Here is a 13,002-nt window from a genome sequence, read left to right as displayed (position 1 = left end):
TCACGCCACCCTCTTTTTAAGCAGTCCGCCGATGACCGTAGTCAGCGCCCTCGCGAACATGCCTCGACCGCTCTTCTCCTGCGCAACCAGGCGGACCGGTGATGCCGCCTCCGCCGCCAGAAGCGGCTGGAGCCTCTCGGCGAAGACCTTGCGCAGCGCCTTCATAAGCGGATGCCCGCTCGCAAGGGCGCCGACCGGCTGGCCCCGGTTGCTCGCGCTTGAGAACGTCCGCGTGTCCGCCCGCACCTCGATCAAGTTCGGCACACCAAGCGCTTTTCGGACATCGGCCATGGCCCACTCCTCACGCTGATGCAGACCAACCTGGTTCACGATGACCACCGGCGTGTCTGTGCGGAGGTCGGCCATGTGCCGCACCAGCAGCTGCGCTGGCGGAACGCCCGCGAAATCCGGCGTGGCCACCACCACCACCGTGCTCGCACGGAGCAGCAACTCCTCCGTCGCGCTGGTCCAGTGGAGCGGGAGGTCCACCACAACCATCTCGAACTCCGCGCGCAGCAACGAAATGAGCTGGGCGTGCCCGTATCCCAAGTCCCGGCGGGCAGCCCGCTCCAGATCCGGAACGGCGCACACCAGCGAGAGGCGGTCCGCCTTCGGCGGCTTGCTCACGAGTTGGTCCAGCATCTCCGCATCCACAATGCGTTCCGGCATGTAGAGCAGGGCCGAGGCCTCGCCATCGGGGGTCACGTCAAACGCATGAGCCACGCCACCGAACGGCACATCCAAGTCCACGATACAGGTCTCGAGACGCTTCTCGCGCGCCAACATCCAGCCCAGATTGCAGGCGACACTGGTAGCTCCAGCCCCCCCGCGCGAACCGATCACCGCGATCAGGGGGCACTTCTTATCGCCCCCACTTCTGGCTAGCCTAGCGGCCAGGGAGCGCACCAGATCGATGGGCGAGACTGGCGCCACCAGATAGTCTTCGACGCCCTCCGCGAGCAGGTACTTACAGAGGTCCACGTCATTGACGTGGCCGACGACGAACAGGTGAATGTCCTGGCCACAGACCTCGATCACACGTTCGAGATCGCCCATGAGGTCCCGGCGCGAAAGGCCTTCCGACATCTCGTAGATCACAGCCCGCAGCCGGCCGGCGGCCTCTGCCGTCTGTGCTGCCGCCTCCACCGACCCACCGGCGCCATATACGATCACCGGGCGAACCCGGGACATCGCGTCGAGGCCACATGCGGTCTCGACCACGCTGTGCACTTCGGGCGTTGCACACAGCGCAATAATGGACATGCGTGGAAATGCCGGCAGATCGGCCACAGGACGTTCGGACATCAGTTTGCATTCCCCGAAACGACGGACGACGAGTAGGAGCTGGCCTTGGCATAGGACGTCGAGGGATCCTTGCCCTCGCGGATCGCCTGGATGTCCCCGACGCGGCGGGCCGCATCCCCGGGGGTCTCCTGCCGCGGACGCACGAGATCCAGGGGATCGGCGACCTGTGTCGCCAGATTGGCCTGGTAAGCGCACCCCAGGTTCCAGTAGGGCTCGTTCTGCGCGCCCTCCAGACCCGCACCCGCGGCGAGGTCGAACGGCCACTTGCCGCACTCGTGCGCGACTCGCGCCGCCATCGAGGAGTAGGAGAGGCGCAGCGGTGTCTCGCCGCCATTGCCGCGCGCATAGCGAACCTCAATCGCCACCCGCCTCACGCCGGCAGCGCCAAGCGCTGATCGCACCTCCTCCAGCGTGCGACGCACGAACGGATTCACCAGCTCCCGCTTCTGCCCGGGTAAGAGCTCGGTCGGTGCCACGATCACCAACGGCGACTTGCCCGAGCGCAGGTAGGACTGCCCGAAGGCCCGGATGTCGGCCGCTTGGCGCGGATCGATGCCGTGGCCGGTGCGAGGGAACACCTCGAGCACCTGCTCGCTGTCGACGAGCTCGATTGGATGACGCTGCCGATAGTCCAGCGGATAAGTGGGCTCGGTCCACCATCCATCAGTGGTGCATCCCGCCGCCATAAGGCCCAGCGCGGCAAGCAACAGCCAGCGGCACGAAGCCGAGATTGTCTGCGTTTGAGTCGTCATTTCAGTCCAGGTCCAGGATGAAGCCGAGGTGGCCGGAAAAGGCGTTGAGGTCGGCCGGCAACGGCGGCTGCTGGCCGCCGCGAACCCGGTTCACCTGTCCGAGGAAGAGCGCACGTGGATCAGGAGCATCCGCAAAGCCCTGGTCCGGACGCGTCGCTTGGCGCGCCTCCATCGGCCGCGCGAGGACCGGTTGGACGATGATCACGAGTTCGGTCTCCTGGCGCTGGTAGTCCCGGCTGCGGGCGAGTGCTCCCAGGATTGGGATGCTCATGAACCCGGGGACGCCCGTCAGCGCCTGCTTGCCGCCTTCCTGGATCAGGCCCGCGGTCACGAGCGTGCCGCCCGACGGCAACTCGACGGTCGTATCCTGCTTTCGGACTTTAAAGCCCGGGATCGTCAGGGTGCTTCCGCCGCTCACCTGATAACTGAGCTGGTTCTGGTTGTCGGGCTCGCTCACCTCGGTCGATACCCGCAAGCTGATCCGGCCCTCCGAGAGAACGACGGGCGTGAACGAAAGACTCACACCGAACTTCTTGAACTCGATGGACGGCTGGCAGTTGTTGGTGGACGAGCAGGTAATGCCGGTGGGTACCGGCACCTCGCCGCCCACCACGAAGTTCGCCGTCTCGCCGCTGGCCGCGGTGAGCACCGGCTCTGCGAGCGACCTGGCGACGCCCACCTGCTCCATGGCCGAAATCGACAACGTGCTGCCATTGCTGCCGGTGACCGAGGCATTGGTGCCCGATAGGGCCTGCCCAGCCACGGCGAACGGATTGTCCATCACACCCGCCAGGGTCACGGGACCGAGCTGCCATTGGCCGAGGCCATTGACGCCCAATTGCTTGAGCACGTTGCGCTGAACCTCCGCCACGGTCACCCGCAACATCACTTGGTCCCGCTGACGGATCGTCAACGCATTGACGACCTTGTCAGGGGCGGCGACAAAGCCGCGGGCAATGTCCACCGCCTGCGTGGCATCCGCAGCGGAATTCACCGTGCCCGACAACACCAGGCTGTCTCCTGCGTAGCGCACGGTGATCCGCGCGTGCGGCAGAGCCGACCGGAGGGCCGAAGCGGCGGTGCCGCTGTCCCGCACGACCCGCACCTCAATGGTGGCGATCGGACGGCCGTCAGCGGCACTCACCAGCACCGTAGTGCTTCCATCGCCAACTCCGGTCACCACCACGCGTCGGGCGGTGCGAATAACGGCCACCGCCACCTTCGGCTCCGCGACATAGATGTCGGCGGCCGCCTCCGAGAGGTCCACGGGCACTGACCGGCCCGCGCCGATCTCCACCACGCGCCTCTCCACGCCGCTGGATGATCGGTCCGGCGGAGCCGCGAACCTCTCGTCCTCAGCGAAGGAGGCGTAGACCGGCGAGCCGTCCCCGGCTGCGACCACCGGGCCGCTCATCGCGATCAGCGCGAGGGCAATCGCCGCCGCGGACAGTCTTCCAGCTCGCATCACGGCTCCCCCATCTTGCCTTGCTACTTTCATCGGACCACGCCACCACGCATGATCGTGACCGATCCCGGCGCATGCGCCGGCCCCGCCAGCTTGCGGCGATCACCCAGCGCCCGCAGCGCCAACGTGATCCCGTTGCCCGCCGCACCAGATGCCATGCTCGCGATCTTGATGGCCGACGCGAGCTCCTCGGCCTGCTCCGGCGTGACCTCCAGCGTGGCCGTCTCCCCCGTCAGGCCCTTCTGGCCCCGGTCGGACACGTCGGACATAGTCTGGCCTATCGCCAACACGCGGAGGTCCTGCAGCAGCACCCGCGTCGTTGCCGTTGCCGGCCCTCCGCGCCCCCCCGACTGCTCTGTCCTCGTGAGGAGGACATCCACACGGTCCTGCGGTACGATGAAGCCACCCGCGGACTGCCCGCCGGAGCGCTCCAATGGAACCGCCATCGCCCTCATGCCGTCAGGCAGCACCGCCGCGAGGAATCCGGCGTCGCCCGGCGGGACGACCCGCATCGCGGAAACCGGCTCGCCCTTGCCAACGTCAACCCTCACGGCAGCACCGGCCATCTTCTCCGCAGCATCCGGCTCTGACTCCCGGCGAATAGCCGTCGACGGGATGAGCGACGATGGCCAGCGCAGCCATGTGACGTCCCCCCTGGACAGCCTGTCGCCCACCATCAGCGCCCGCGTCGTAACCAAAACCTCCTCACCGTCACGGCTCTCCCCTCCCCCGCCGAGCAGCCCGCCCGAGGCGTGGATTTCTTCGCCCTCCCCACCCACCGGGACCGCCTCGGGCTTCGCCGCCACCAGGAGAAACGCCGCAGCGCCACACACAACGGCGACGCCGAACAACATCAGTCTTTTTGCTTGCATCGCCTCGCGCCTCCTACAGGCTCCAGACCGTCACACCACCCGCGATCGCAAGCGGCACGCCGAACGGCACTGACACCCTCATGACCGGCGTGGGGCCGAACAGTAGATTTTCCAACCAGGGAAGCGGCACGCGGGTTTGGACCGGCAGGACTCCCGCGAAAAACCGGAAGGCGTAGGCCGCCAACGTGAACGCACCGCCAATCAGGCAGGCCAGGACCAGGAAATCGATTGACGCCGACGAGCCGACGCCGAACCAGATCCCCAACGCGCCCATAATCTTGGCGTCCCCCCCACCGAGCGGTCCCAGCGGCGCCCAAACCGCGGCGATAAAGAGCACCGCAAAGAACACCAGGCCCGTGACCAGATGATAAACGATCCGCTCGAACGGATAGCCATGCAGGGCCGCGAATGGCACGAACAGAGCAATGACCCACAGGACCGACCGGTCCCTGATGATCATCTGGCGCAGATCCTCAATGCAGATCGACGCCATCAGAAACGTAAAGGCGAGCCTCAGCCCAAGATCGACGACCACGTTGCCCCCTTGTCACGGTTTCCCGCTCTGGATTGCCCTGTGTGCAGGAGGGGCAAGGCGACCTGTCCCTCCTGCCGCCGTGTGTCAGGCCGTCACTTGATCGCAGCCACCTTCGTGGTCAACGTCGAGAAAATCGTACTGATCTGCGTCCCCATGTTGGTGGAGATCAGCGTCGCAGCGACGATGCCCACCACCAACAACCCCCCGTACTCCATGGCTCCAGCGCCCCGGTTGTCGCTCCAGACGGAACGGCAACCGTCGCCGAGCGCGCAGATGGCACTCAACATAATCAGCTCCCTGATTTCGGCAATCGATGATCGGTCGCCGATAAAAACGCATAATCCCGCCACATGAGAGCGTCAACTCGTGAGATAATAACTTGATTATCAGAACACGGGCAACATCTGGCGATTTTCCATCAACCGCCGCGATGGCAATGGCCCGCGACACGCATTATGCTCAGATCCGCTTAAGATCGCCCCACAATGAGGGAAATGATATGCTCCGCCAACCGCATCTCCGCCGCATTATGAGCGGTGTTTTTGCCACAGGATTGCTTATTTTCGGTGCCGCAGAATGCACTGCCGAGCCGCCGCCGCCGTTAAGCGCGCAGACGTCCGTTCTACTGGACGATTCCGTGCCCTTCTCCGTGCCGGCGGACACGAAGGTCGTCTCGGTGGCCAATCCCGCCGTCGCGGACGTCGCGAAGACCGACGCCCCGACTGTCTACATGCTGACCGGACGGTCTTTCGGCTCCACGAGCGTGCTCGTGCTGGACGGGATCGGAAACCAGCTCGCCCGGGTCACCATCACCGTGGGCCGCCCCCGCGGCCTCGTGACGGTGCAGCACGGGCCTGCGCAGCGCACCACTTACGCCTGCGGGCCGACCTGCTCACCGACCGCCGCCGTCGGCGACAGCGGGGAGTCCTTCGGTGCCCTCGCCTCCCAGCTCCAGCAGCGCGGCCAGCAGCTCACGGGAGCGCCGCAATGATCGCCCCTCGCCGTCCCGGACTGGATCGCGGCCGGGACCTGCTGTTCAACAGCCGGGCCGCGCTCCACAACAACAGCGGCGCCATGGCTGTCGAGTATGCCGCCGTGCTCTATCCGGTGGTTCTGTTCCTGGTGGCGACTCTGGAATTGTCGACCGTGCTGCTCACTCAGGGCACCCTGCACAATGTGACCCAAAACGCTGCGCGGATGATCTCCGACGGCGGCATCATCGGCAAGTCAAATAGCGCCGCAACTACGATCATACGGGACTACATCTGCGACAGCGGCGCCTTGACCTATTTCAGCGCAGCCACCTGTAAGTCGTCGCTGCGCGTTGGCCTGATGGCAGTCACCTCGTCGACCACGATCCCCGCCCCCATCGCGGGCGGCGCCGTCAACAGCGCCGCCTTTACCGTCACCTCCACGGACGTAGCCTCGGTCCTCCTGCTCCGCACCGGCCTGCAAATGCCGGATCTCACGATCGCCGGCTTGTCCAGCTTCCCGAAATTGACCAACGGCCGTCTCTTCCTCGTGTCAGGCGGCATCAGCAGGGTGAACCCCTATGCACAACATTATAATTCCGGCGACGGATCAGTCCTGTCGTTCTAGCAGCCTCATCATGAGGCGCGCGCGCTGCGCGCGCGCAACCTGGCGCGATACCCGCGGCGGCGCCGCCCTGGAAGCAGCGCTGACACTGCCGATCATGCTGGGCCTTATCGTGTTGACCACCTACTTCGCCGACACGATGCTCATCCGCAACCGGGTTTCACAGGCGGCGTGGGCCGTTGCCCAAGCCGTGTCGTTTGATACCGACGTCAGCAACGCAGAAATGAAGGCGATCCTGATTGCCGGCCGCGCCATGATGCAGCCCTACGACAACTACACGTCGATGCGCGTTTCGATCATCAAGCCCGAGGCAGCCAAAAACACATACAGTGTTCAGTATAGCGACATACTCGGAAATGCTGGTGGCCTGAGCGCGCTAATGACGGGTTCATCCTTCACCTTCCCCGACAGCGTGGCGGCGCAATCGTTCGGCCGCGTCACCAATAAGCCGATCATCGTCGCAACGACACAGGTGAAGTATCCCGACAGCCTCGGAGCGGCGCTCAACAGCGTCATGGGCAAGACCATGGCGACCACCACCAAGACCATGTCAGACACCTCCTATGCACTGCCGGTAGCGATCTGGAGCCGCGCCTGGACCCAGCGCTGAGGCCACCACCGGAACAAAAACGGGGCGCCGTGGGCGCCCCGTCTTTGTTCCAAGACCTTTGTTTCACGACGCGAAGGGCGTAGGGGCCTGCCACGTAGCAGGAAATCGGTCTGGTGCTTCCGATCTGGACTGTTCCTGGCCACGGCGATTGGCCAGCTTCTCCTGCAGCTCCACGACGTCCTCAAAATACTCGTCTAGGCCCGCTACCGCCTCCGGCACCCGCAGGGACTCCTCGATCCGGCCAAGTGCACTCGCCAGCTCGCCCCCTCCCACGCCAAGAGCGAGGTCCTTGAAGACCTGCCGCACCTCGCTCTTGGCCTTACGCTCTGTGCCCTCCCATTGCGTCGTCAGGGCCTGGCGATAACCGCTCGCCCGGCCGAGGGCTTCCCGGCGCTGGGCGGGAGTCGCCCGAGGGTCGGCCGCCACCGCAAGCGCCGCCAGCGCACGCTGCGCCGTCGCCTCGATCGCGCGCATGTGGCCACGCCAGACCTGCATCGCCCTCTCCTGCGCCATCTTCAGGGCGACCGCCTTGACGATGCCCGCGTCCGGCGACATCGCCGGCGTGGACGGGCCCGCCCGCCTGGGAATCCTCAGCATGCTGTCCTCCTGATCTTATGCAGCCTCGCCAACGCGCGGTCCCCGCGCGAGGAGCAACCTTCCCTGCGCCGCGCGCGCGGCTGCACCGCGAAGCACCGTCAACTCCGCAACCCGGGTATTCCTCATGCGATCCATTACACCGTAGAGCACTTCGAGCACGGCGTCGCGGTCCTCGCCCTCGACGCCTGCCGCGTCGACGCTTTCCTCCAGCGCCTCGAGGATAGGCGCCGCCTCCTCCGCCACACCCTGAACGATGAGATTCGACATTCTCTGCACGACGAAGTCGGTAACTATTTGCACGCCCGCCTCGACCACCTCATCATCCGGCATCGTCGCCGGCATAGCCGAGATCTCCCGCACCAGCACCGACAACACCGACTCGTCGAGATCGAGTCGCATCTGCCGCTGCGCGGCCTCGTCTAGAAAATCCAGCACGTCCTGCTCCGACACCCGGGCGAGCTTCCGCCTCAGCGCAAGCGTGTCAGACAGCTCCCGCAGACGAGCCGCGGAGGGCGGCTTTACGGCGCAGAAATGGTTAAGTCTGTAATATGGCACCTTCGGCACGTCGCCGGTGTAGAAGGCAAGATACCGCACCACCCGCACGCCGCCCTCCTTGGCGAGGACAGTGCCGCGCCGGGCGTCACTCTTAGCCCCGACGATGAGGGTGAACTGGCCGTCCTGCTGCGAAATGAGGTCGACGGCGCTGAGCCGATCGATTTTTTCGGCTCGTGAGCTCTTCGCCACCTCGAAATTTGAGCCGACGTTTCCTGACCGATATGTCATCTCACCCGCCACGGATACATAAGCTTGCCCCGCGGCACCGGAGAACTTCTTAAAAGTGTCGCTATCCTCGCCGGCGGTCATACGCCCGACCATGCGCAGGTTTGTGTTAGACCAAGTCGCCTCTGCTTCGTTTGGATCACCCTTTTTCATATCCTCATAGGCCTGCATCGCGAACTTCAGCGACGTGCCGAAGGAGCGTCCCTGGGCCGGCGTTACGGCGAAACCGGACTGAACCATGTAGCCGTATTCGTCGAGGTTGATATCGAACGGCACTTCCGAGTTCGACGGCCGACCTTCGATGATCTCGCGCCGGAACCCCTCGAACGGTGTATCGAGCAGGCTCGCGAGCACGCCCTTGACGCTACCGAGCGTCAACTTGCCCAGCGCCGACAGGCTGGTCGGCGAGCGTTCGAGAGACGGAAGCGCCGTATACATAATGCGGCGGTTGAGCATTAGGTCCCGGTAATCGATTTCACCTTCAAGCACATTGAACACGTGGCCATACTCAAAGGTTAGGAGCGCCGTCGAGCGCACCAACTGCATGGTGATGTAGCCATGCTGCTCGTAGACCTTCCCGCGCGCCGCCTCCGCGGCTTGATCCGGCTGCGGGGTCTTGGGCTTCGGCCCCCTGCCGCCGGCGCCGGGCAGTCCGGGAGCCAGATCCGGTTCCACCTCATTCTGCCGGGCGGCGTGGCGAAGGGCCCAAGCCCTGACCCCCTCCTCCCCTTCCGCAATGGCACGAAGAATTTCGTCCTGCGCCGTCGGCGCTATCTTGTGCGGCTTCTTCGGCCGGCCCATGGAATAACCCGGTAGTTGCTCCACATAAAGCTTGATCGGCCCCGACACTTGGTCCGTTTGCAATTGCGCGAAGTCCATGGGGGCGTCAGCCCGCATGTCGACCACGACGCCGTCGTAACGCTCGATAATGCCGAACCAGATCAGGTTCTCAATCCGGTCCAGATTGTAGAAATCCGCCAGCAGCCGCGGATTGAACAACACGTAGCCCCGATCGGCGAGGAAAGACAGGAGCGGCATCACTGCGGCGTTAAAGCTCACAGCGCGCTCGCTCCACACGTCCTGCTTTCCATCCGGCATCAACCCGTTCATCAACTCCGCCTTCATCGCCGACGAGCCCAGCGAGAACGGGTTGTAGGTGTTCGACATCTTGGTTGCGGACGCGCCGAACTGATCGCGGCCTCCCATAATGTAGTTCATCAAAAACAGCTCTTCCTCGCGGCCGAACAATCGGCAGATCCGGTAGAGCGAATCGAAGGTTTGCTGCGACGCTTTCGCGTCGACCAGCAACGCGCCTGAATTAAGCATGAGCGCATTGAAGATGCCGCCCAGGATCTCCTCAGTCTTGCCCGACCCCGTGGTACCGACCAAGAACCGATGGGTACGTAGATCGGAAGGGGTCGCCCACACCTCCTCCATCTTGTCGTTCCGGGACGAACGCGCCGCGCCCAGATAAACCAGGCCCTCGCCAAGATTCCCAGTTGACCGATCTTTGTAGCCTCGATCCGCCAAATAGCGCGGCACTCGGAAGGGCAGATCCCACGTTCGGCCCTTGTACCGGTATCCAAACGCTAGTGTAAGGAACGCAAAAAGCCCAATGACTTCGGGAAAAAATGGCACCGGCGACAGCACCAGACACAGGATCGCCATGGTCGCGAACACCTTCCTTGTGCCCTCCGGTGTGCGGAGCGCATCCAGGAACTTCCGCTTGGTCGATCGCGCATCGTCGCGACGGGCGACGATATCCATTTCCTCGTGCCGCTCGACGCCCTGATACCGAACCTGGACCACCCGTGCCTCCTCATGGACCAACGAAAGTGCTCAGCAGAGATATTCGCATAAATGGCGATTATTGCACAATCCGGCACCTAATCCCTGGATAAACACGCCCATCATACCCAACGTAGCAGGCAATGATACTGAGAATGACCCGAGCCCTCCCGAAGCCGAGGAGCCGCCAACCCATTTTAGCGGCTAGCCGTCTGCCACAATTTGCAGCAATCAATCGCCCTTCAGACGAATGGGCCCGCCCGAGGCGAAGGGGGCGGGCCACACCGCGAGGAGCACAATCAAATGTCCTCCTCTTCCCTTTCCCCGGCACCGGCCATCTTCTCTCTGAATGCCTCATACAGGTCCGGCAGTCGAGAAAGGAGGAAGTCGCCGAAGTCCGGGAGCTCCCTCCCATCGAGCTTGAGTGTCATCCCACCGGACTTGCTGCGCCGGACCTCCGCCAGATGCACACCATCACTCCCCTTCGCCACCGTTACCAGCGGCACAGAGGGCTTCGACGTCGACGTCAAGGCGGATAGCACCCGCGCAAACCGCTCGTCGGAGGACAGTCGGACAAATGCCTCCTCTGCCAACATCCGATTGACAGCCGTCAACTCCCGCTCCCCGGCCTCGCCCAACCGCGCGCCGAGTTCTGTCCAACGATCTCGACCAATCTTCGGTGCTGAGCCTATCGCGACCAGGATGCTCGGCACGATTGCCCGATACACGCTCAACAGACGCGACAGCTCCGTCTTGTCCACACCAAGCGCCGCCCCGATGATCTTTCGGTCGAAGCCGAAATCCTCAAGCTGCGCTGCATACATTGCGCGCTCGATAAAGGTCGTGTCTTTGCGCGCACTGTTCTCTTGCCCCTGCGCAATAACAAGCTGGGCGTCCGACATATCTTGGATGACCGCCTTTACCGGCCTCCCAAGCTCTCGGCACGCGCGCTCACGCCGATGCCCATAGGCGATTTGATAGTGACCCGGCCTATCAGGATGTGGCCGCAAAAGAATCGGAGTTTGTTGCCCGTTGGCCCGGATACCTTCCCGGAACTCGGCAAAGCTCTGCTCGCTTTCATCCATGCGATCCCGCACGAATGACCGAACAATGCGGCTCGTCTCCACTTCGACCACGTGCTCTCCAGTCGCAAGTCGCGACTGCAACTGGAGCTCCTCCTTCTCCCTGGCCGCCTGCAGCGCTTGCGCGACTGCGCCGACTGCGCCGAGGGGGATCGCAGGCTTGGCGGGAGCGCGCCCTTCTCCCACCCGCGGCCGCGCAGCTTCCCCTGCGAGCTCTACGCCGAGCCTTAACGCGACCGCTCCGTTCGGTTCGTTGACAGCAGTCAACTCCGAGGCCGCACCCGGCGTGTCGCCAGCAGGCATCACGTTTGCGAATACGTTTTTCCGCCCCATCACACCCTCCCCCAGGCCTTGCGGATCAATTCCTCGATCTCACCGTTCGCATCGTTGAGCGAGTTGAGGGCACGGTCATATGTCGCCTTGTTGAACTGGCTCCGCTCCACTTCATACAGCGTCTGGTTCGTCAACTGCGCATCTGCGATCGCCGTGCTCTTCAGCACGGGATTCTTGAGCACACGATCGGCTAGGTCTGGCAAGCCACGCATGAATCCCATCATCTGAAGCTGCGGGCCATCCTGGGGCTCTAGGCGCGTGATGAGATACCGCATGAAATCATATTGCACTTTGGCACCGCCCGCGCCGACCACCGACATCAGTGCCGACACCGTCTGGAGAAACTGGCTCATACTCAGAACGTCCAGCATCTGCGGGTGCACTGGCACAATGATGCCGGTGGCGGCACAGAGCGCCGACAACGTCAGGTATCCCAGCGATGGCGGGCAATCCATGACCACTACGTCGTAGTCATCGGCCACGCTTGACAGTGCGTTTGCCACTCGCACGAAGAAGTAGTCACCAAACGCCGGGCCGCTCGCAAGGACCTTCGGCGTTTCGTGCTCAAATTCCATAAGCTCCTGCGAGCCCGGGACCATGTCCAGACCAGGGAAATAGGTTCGTCGGATGACCTCCGACATCGCCCGCTGCTCATCGACGTACTGGACCGCACCATAAAGCGAGTCACCTGCTTGCACGTCATACTCGGGCTGGTAGCCCAACATCGCCGAAAAGGATGCCTGGGGATCGAGGTCCACCCCAAGCACCCGGTATCCCTGCATCGCGAGATACTGAGCAAGGTGGGCACTCGTTGTGGTTTTCCCGCTACCACCCTTAAAGTTGACAACCGCCAACACCTGCAGATGCTCTGGCCCGGCGCGGTGACGCACATACTGTCTATTCCCGCCCAGAGACAGATATTCCCGGATCCCCTGAATCACTTGCAGAGAATATAGCTTGCGCCCGCCGGGCAGCGTCTCGGGCTGGGGCGCCCCCTCCTGCCCCATGAGCTTACGAAGGTATCCATCGTGCACCCCGATCAGACGCGCAGCTTCCGCCGTGGAGAATCCTCGCATCTGCTTCAGCGCGAGCGGGGGAAACATCTTCAGCCTGTGCTCGTTGAGCTTCTCCGACAAGATGCGTCCGTCGGCTCCGAACACTTCGTACATAGGGAGATCCGACGTGGTCTCCGGAACTGCGGCCGTTGTCATTAATGCCTCCTGTTAGCGACAGCTACGCATTGCCTGCCCGGGTAGGCCAGGCGCTACATACGCGCAGAATGACCGT

The 13,002-nt window shown here is 63.7% G+C and carries 13 protein-coding genes; 3 read left to right on the top strand and 10 right to left on the bottom strand.

Going from position 1 to position 13,002, the window contains the following annotated elements:
- The 6 genes from L0966_RS19790 to L0966_RS19765 all read right to left on the bottom strand — a co-directional run bounded on the left by L0966_RS19790 (position 1) and on the right by L0966_RS19765 (position 5,216).
- Positions 1-1,305 carry a hypothetical protein gene (locus L0966_RS19790; RefSeq protein ID WP_234053767.1) on the bottom strand — a complete coding sequence of 435 codons (1,305 nt, stop codon included), beginning with the start codon at positions 1,303-1,305 and terminating at the stop codon, positions 1-3.
- Positions 1,305-2,057: a CpaD family pilus assembly protein gene (locus L0966_RS19785; protein WP_234053766.1), complete on the bottom strand. Its 753-nt coding sequence runs from the start codon at positions 2,055-2,057 to the stop codon at positions 1,305-1,307. The genes L0966_RS19790 and L0966_RS19785 overlap by 1 nt, the downstream gene beginning before the upstream one ends.
- Position 2,058: 1 nt before the next feature.
- On the bottom strand, positions 2,059-3,522 hold the full coding sequence (locus tag L0966_RS19780) for a type II and III secretion system protein family protein (protein ID WP_234053794.1): 1,464 nt from the start codon (positions 3,520-3,522) through the stop codon (positions 2,059-2,061).
- Positions 3,523-3,551: 29 nt separating this feature from the next.
- On the bottom strand, positions 3,552-4,376 hold the full coding sequence (gene cpaB, locus L0966_RS19775; protein WP_234053765.1) for a Flp pilus assembly protein CpaB: 825 nt from the start codon (positions 4,374-4,376) through the stop codon (positions 3,552-3,554).
- A 31-nt stretch (positions 4,377-4,407) separates the two neighbouring features.
- Positions 4,408-4,929 (bottom strand): prepilin peptidase, encoded by a 522-nt coding sequence (locus L0966_RS19770; protein WP_234053764.1) that lies wholly within the window; start codon positions 4,927-4,929, stop codon positions 4,408-4,410.
- Between the two features lie 92 nt (positions 4,930-5,021).
- A complete protein-coding gene (locus L0966_RS19765) occupies positions 5,022-5,216 on the bottom strand; it encodes a Flp family type IVb pilin (protein WP_234053763.1) in 195 nt (64 codons plus the stop codon).
- 212 nt (positions 5,217-5,428) lie between these two features.
- Between L0966_RS19765 and L0966_RS19760 the strand changes: the two genes are divergently transcribed.
- From L0966_RS19760 to L0966_RS19750, 3 genes are read left to right on the top strand one after another with little or no spacing between them, the layout of a single operon-like run.
- Positions 5,429-5,920, top strand: coding sequence for a pilus assembly protein N-terminal domain-containing protein (locus L0966_RS19760; protein WP_234053762.1), 492 nt, complete (start codon positions 5,429-5,431; stop codon positions 5,918-5,920).
- On the top strand, positions 5,917-6,528 hold the full coding sequence (locus L0966_RS19755) for a TadE/TadG family type IV pilus assembly protein (RefSeq protein ID WP_234053761.1): 612 nt from the start codon (positions 5,917-5,919) through the stop codon (positions 6,526-6,528). Before L0966_RS19760 ends, L0966_RS19755 begins: the two co-directional genes overlap by 4 nt.
- Positions 6,529-6,538: 10 nt before the next feature.
- Positions 6,539-7,135 carry a TadE/TadG family type IV pilus assembly protein gene (locus L0966_RS19750; RefSeq protein ID WP_234053760.1) on the top strand — a complete coding sequence of 199 codons (597 nt, stop codon included), beginning with the start codon at positions 6,539-6,541 and terminating at the stop codon, positions 7,133-7,135.
- 63 nt (positions 7,136-7,198) lie between these two features.
- Here L0966_RS19750 and L0966_RS19745 read toward each other — a convergent pair whose 3' ends face one another.
- The 4 genes from L0966_RS19745 to repA form a co-directional block, all read right to left on the bottom strand.
- Positions 7,199-7,732 carry a hypothetical protein gene (locus tag L0966_RS19745; protein ID WP_234053759.1) on the bottom strand — a complete coding sequence of 178 codons (534 nt, stop codon included), beginning with the start codon at positions 7,730-7,732 and terminating at the stop codon, positions 7,199-7,201.
- A gap of 15 nt (positions 7,733-7,747) precedes the next feature.
- Positions 7,748-10,321: a TraM recognition domain-containing protein gene (locus tag L0966_RS22600; RefSeq protein ID WP_234053758.1), complete on the bottom strand. Its 2,574-nt coding sequence runs from the start codon at positions 10,319-10,321 to the stop codon at positions 7,748-7,750.
- A gap of 278 nt (positions 10,322-10,599) precedes the next feature.
- Entirely contained in the window at positions 10,600-11,715 is a 1,116-nt protein-coding gene (gene repB, locus L0966_RS19735) for a plasmid partitioning protein RepB (protein ID WP_234053757.1), read from the bottom strand.
- Entirely contained in the window at positions 11,715-12,884 is a 1,170-nt protein-coding gene (gene repA / locus L0966_RS19730) for a plasmid partitioning protein RepA (RefSeq protein ID WP_234053756.1), read from the bottom strand. Before repA ends, repB begins: the two co-directional genes overlap by 1 nt.
- Positions 12,885-13,002: the final 118 nt, after the last annotated feature.

The sequence above is a fragment of the Xanthobacter sp. NM-59 genome, from assembly GCF_021401125.1.
In the GTDB taxonomy this organism is placed as follows: domain Bacteria; phylum Pseudomonadota; class Alphaproteobacteria; order Rhizobiales; family Xanthobacteraceae; genus Xanthobacter.
This window is presented reverse-complemented; position numbering and strand designations above follow the sequence as displayed.

Coding starts and splice junctions, on each gene's coding strand:
- L0966_RS19785 (WP_234053766.1), bottom strand. CDS start 2,057: ATGACGACTCAAACGCAGACAATCTCGGCTTCGTGCCGCTGGCTGTTG.
- repA (WP_234053756.1), bottom strand. CDS start 12,884: ATGTACGAAGTGTTCGGAGCCGACGGACGCATCTTGTCGGAGAAGCTC.
- L0966_RS19790 (WP_234053767.1), bottom strand. CDS start 1,305: ATGTCCGAACGTCCTGTGGCCGATCTGCCGGCATTTCCACGCATGTCC.
- L0966_RS19765 (WP_234053763.1), bottom strand. CDS start 5,216: ATGTTGAGTGCCATCTGCGCGCTCGGCGACGGTTGCCGTTCCGTCTGG.
- L0966_RS19760 (WP_234053762.1), top strand. CDS start 5,429: ATGCTCCGCCAACCGCATCTCCGCCGCATTATGAGCGGTGTTTTTGCC.
- L0966_RS19750 (WP_234053760.1), top strand. CDS start 6,539: ATGAGGCGCGCGCGCTGCGCGCGCGCAACCTGGCGCGATACCCGCGGC.
- cpaB (WP_234053765.1), bottom strand. CDS start 4,376: ATGTTGTTCGGCGTCGCCGTTGTGTGTGGCGCTGCGGCGTTTCTCCTG.
- L0966_RS19780 (WP_234053794.1), bottom strand. CDS start 3,522: ATGCGAGCTGGAAGACTGTCCGCGGCGGCGATTGCCCTCGCGCTGATC.
- L0966_RS19745 (WP_234053759.1), bottom strand. CDS start 7,732: ATGCTGAGGATTCCCAGGCGGGCGGGCCCGTCCACGCCGGCGATGTCG.
- L0966_RS19755 (WP_234053761.1), top strand. CDS start 5,917: ATGATCGCCCCTCGCCGTCCCGGACTGGATCGCGGCCGGGACCTGCTG.
- repB (WP_234053757.1), bottom strand. CDS start 11,715: ATGGGGCGGAAAAACGTATTCGCAAACGTGATGCCTGCTGGCGACACG.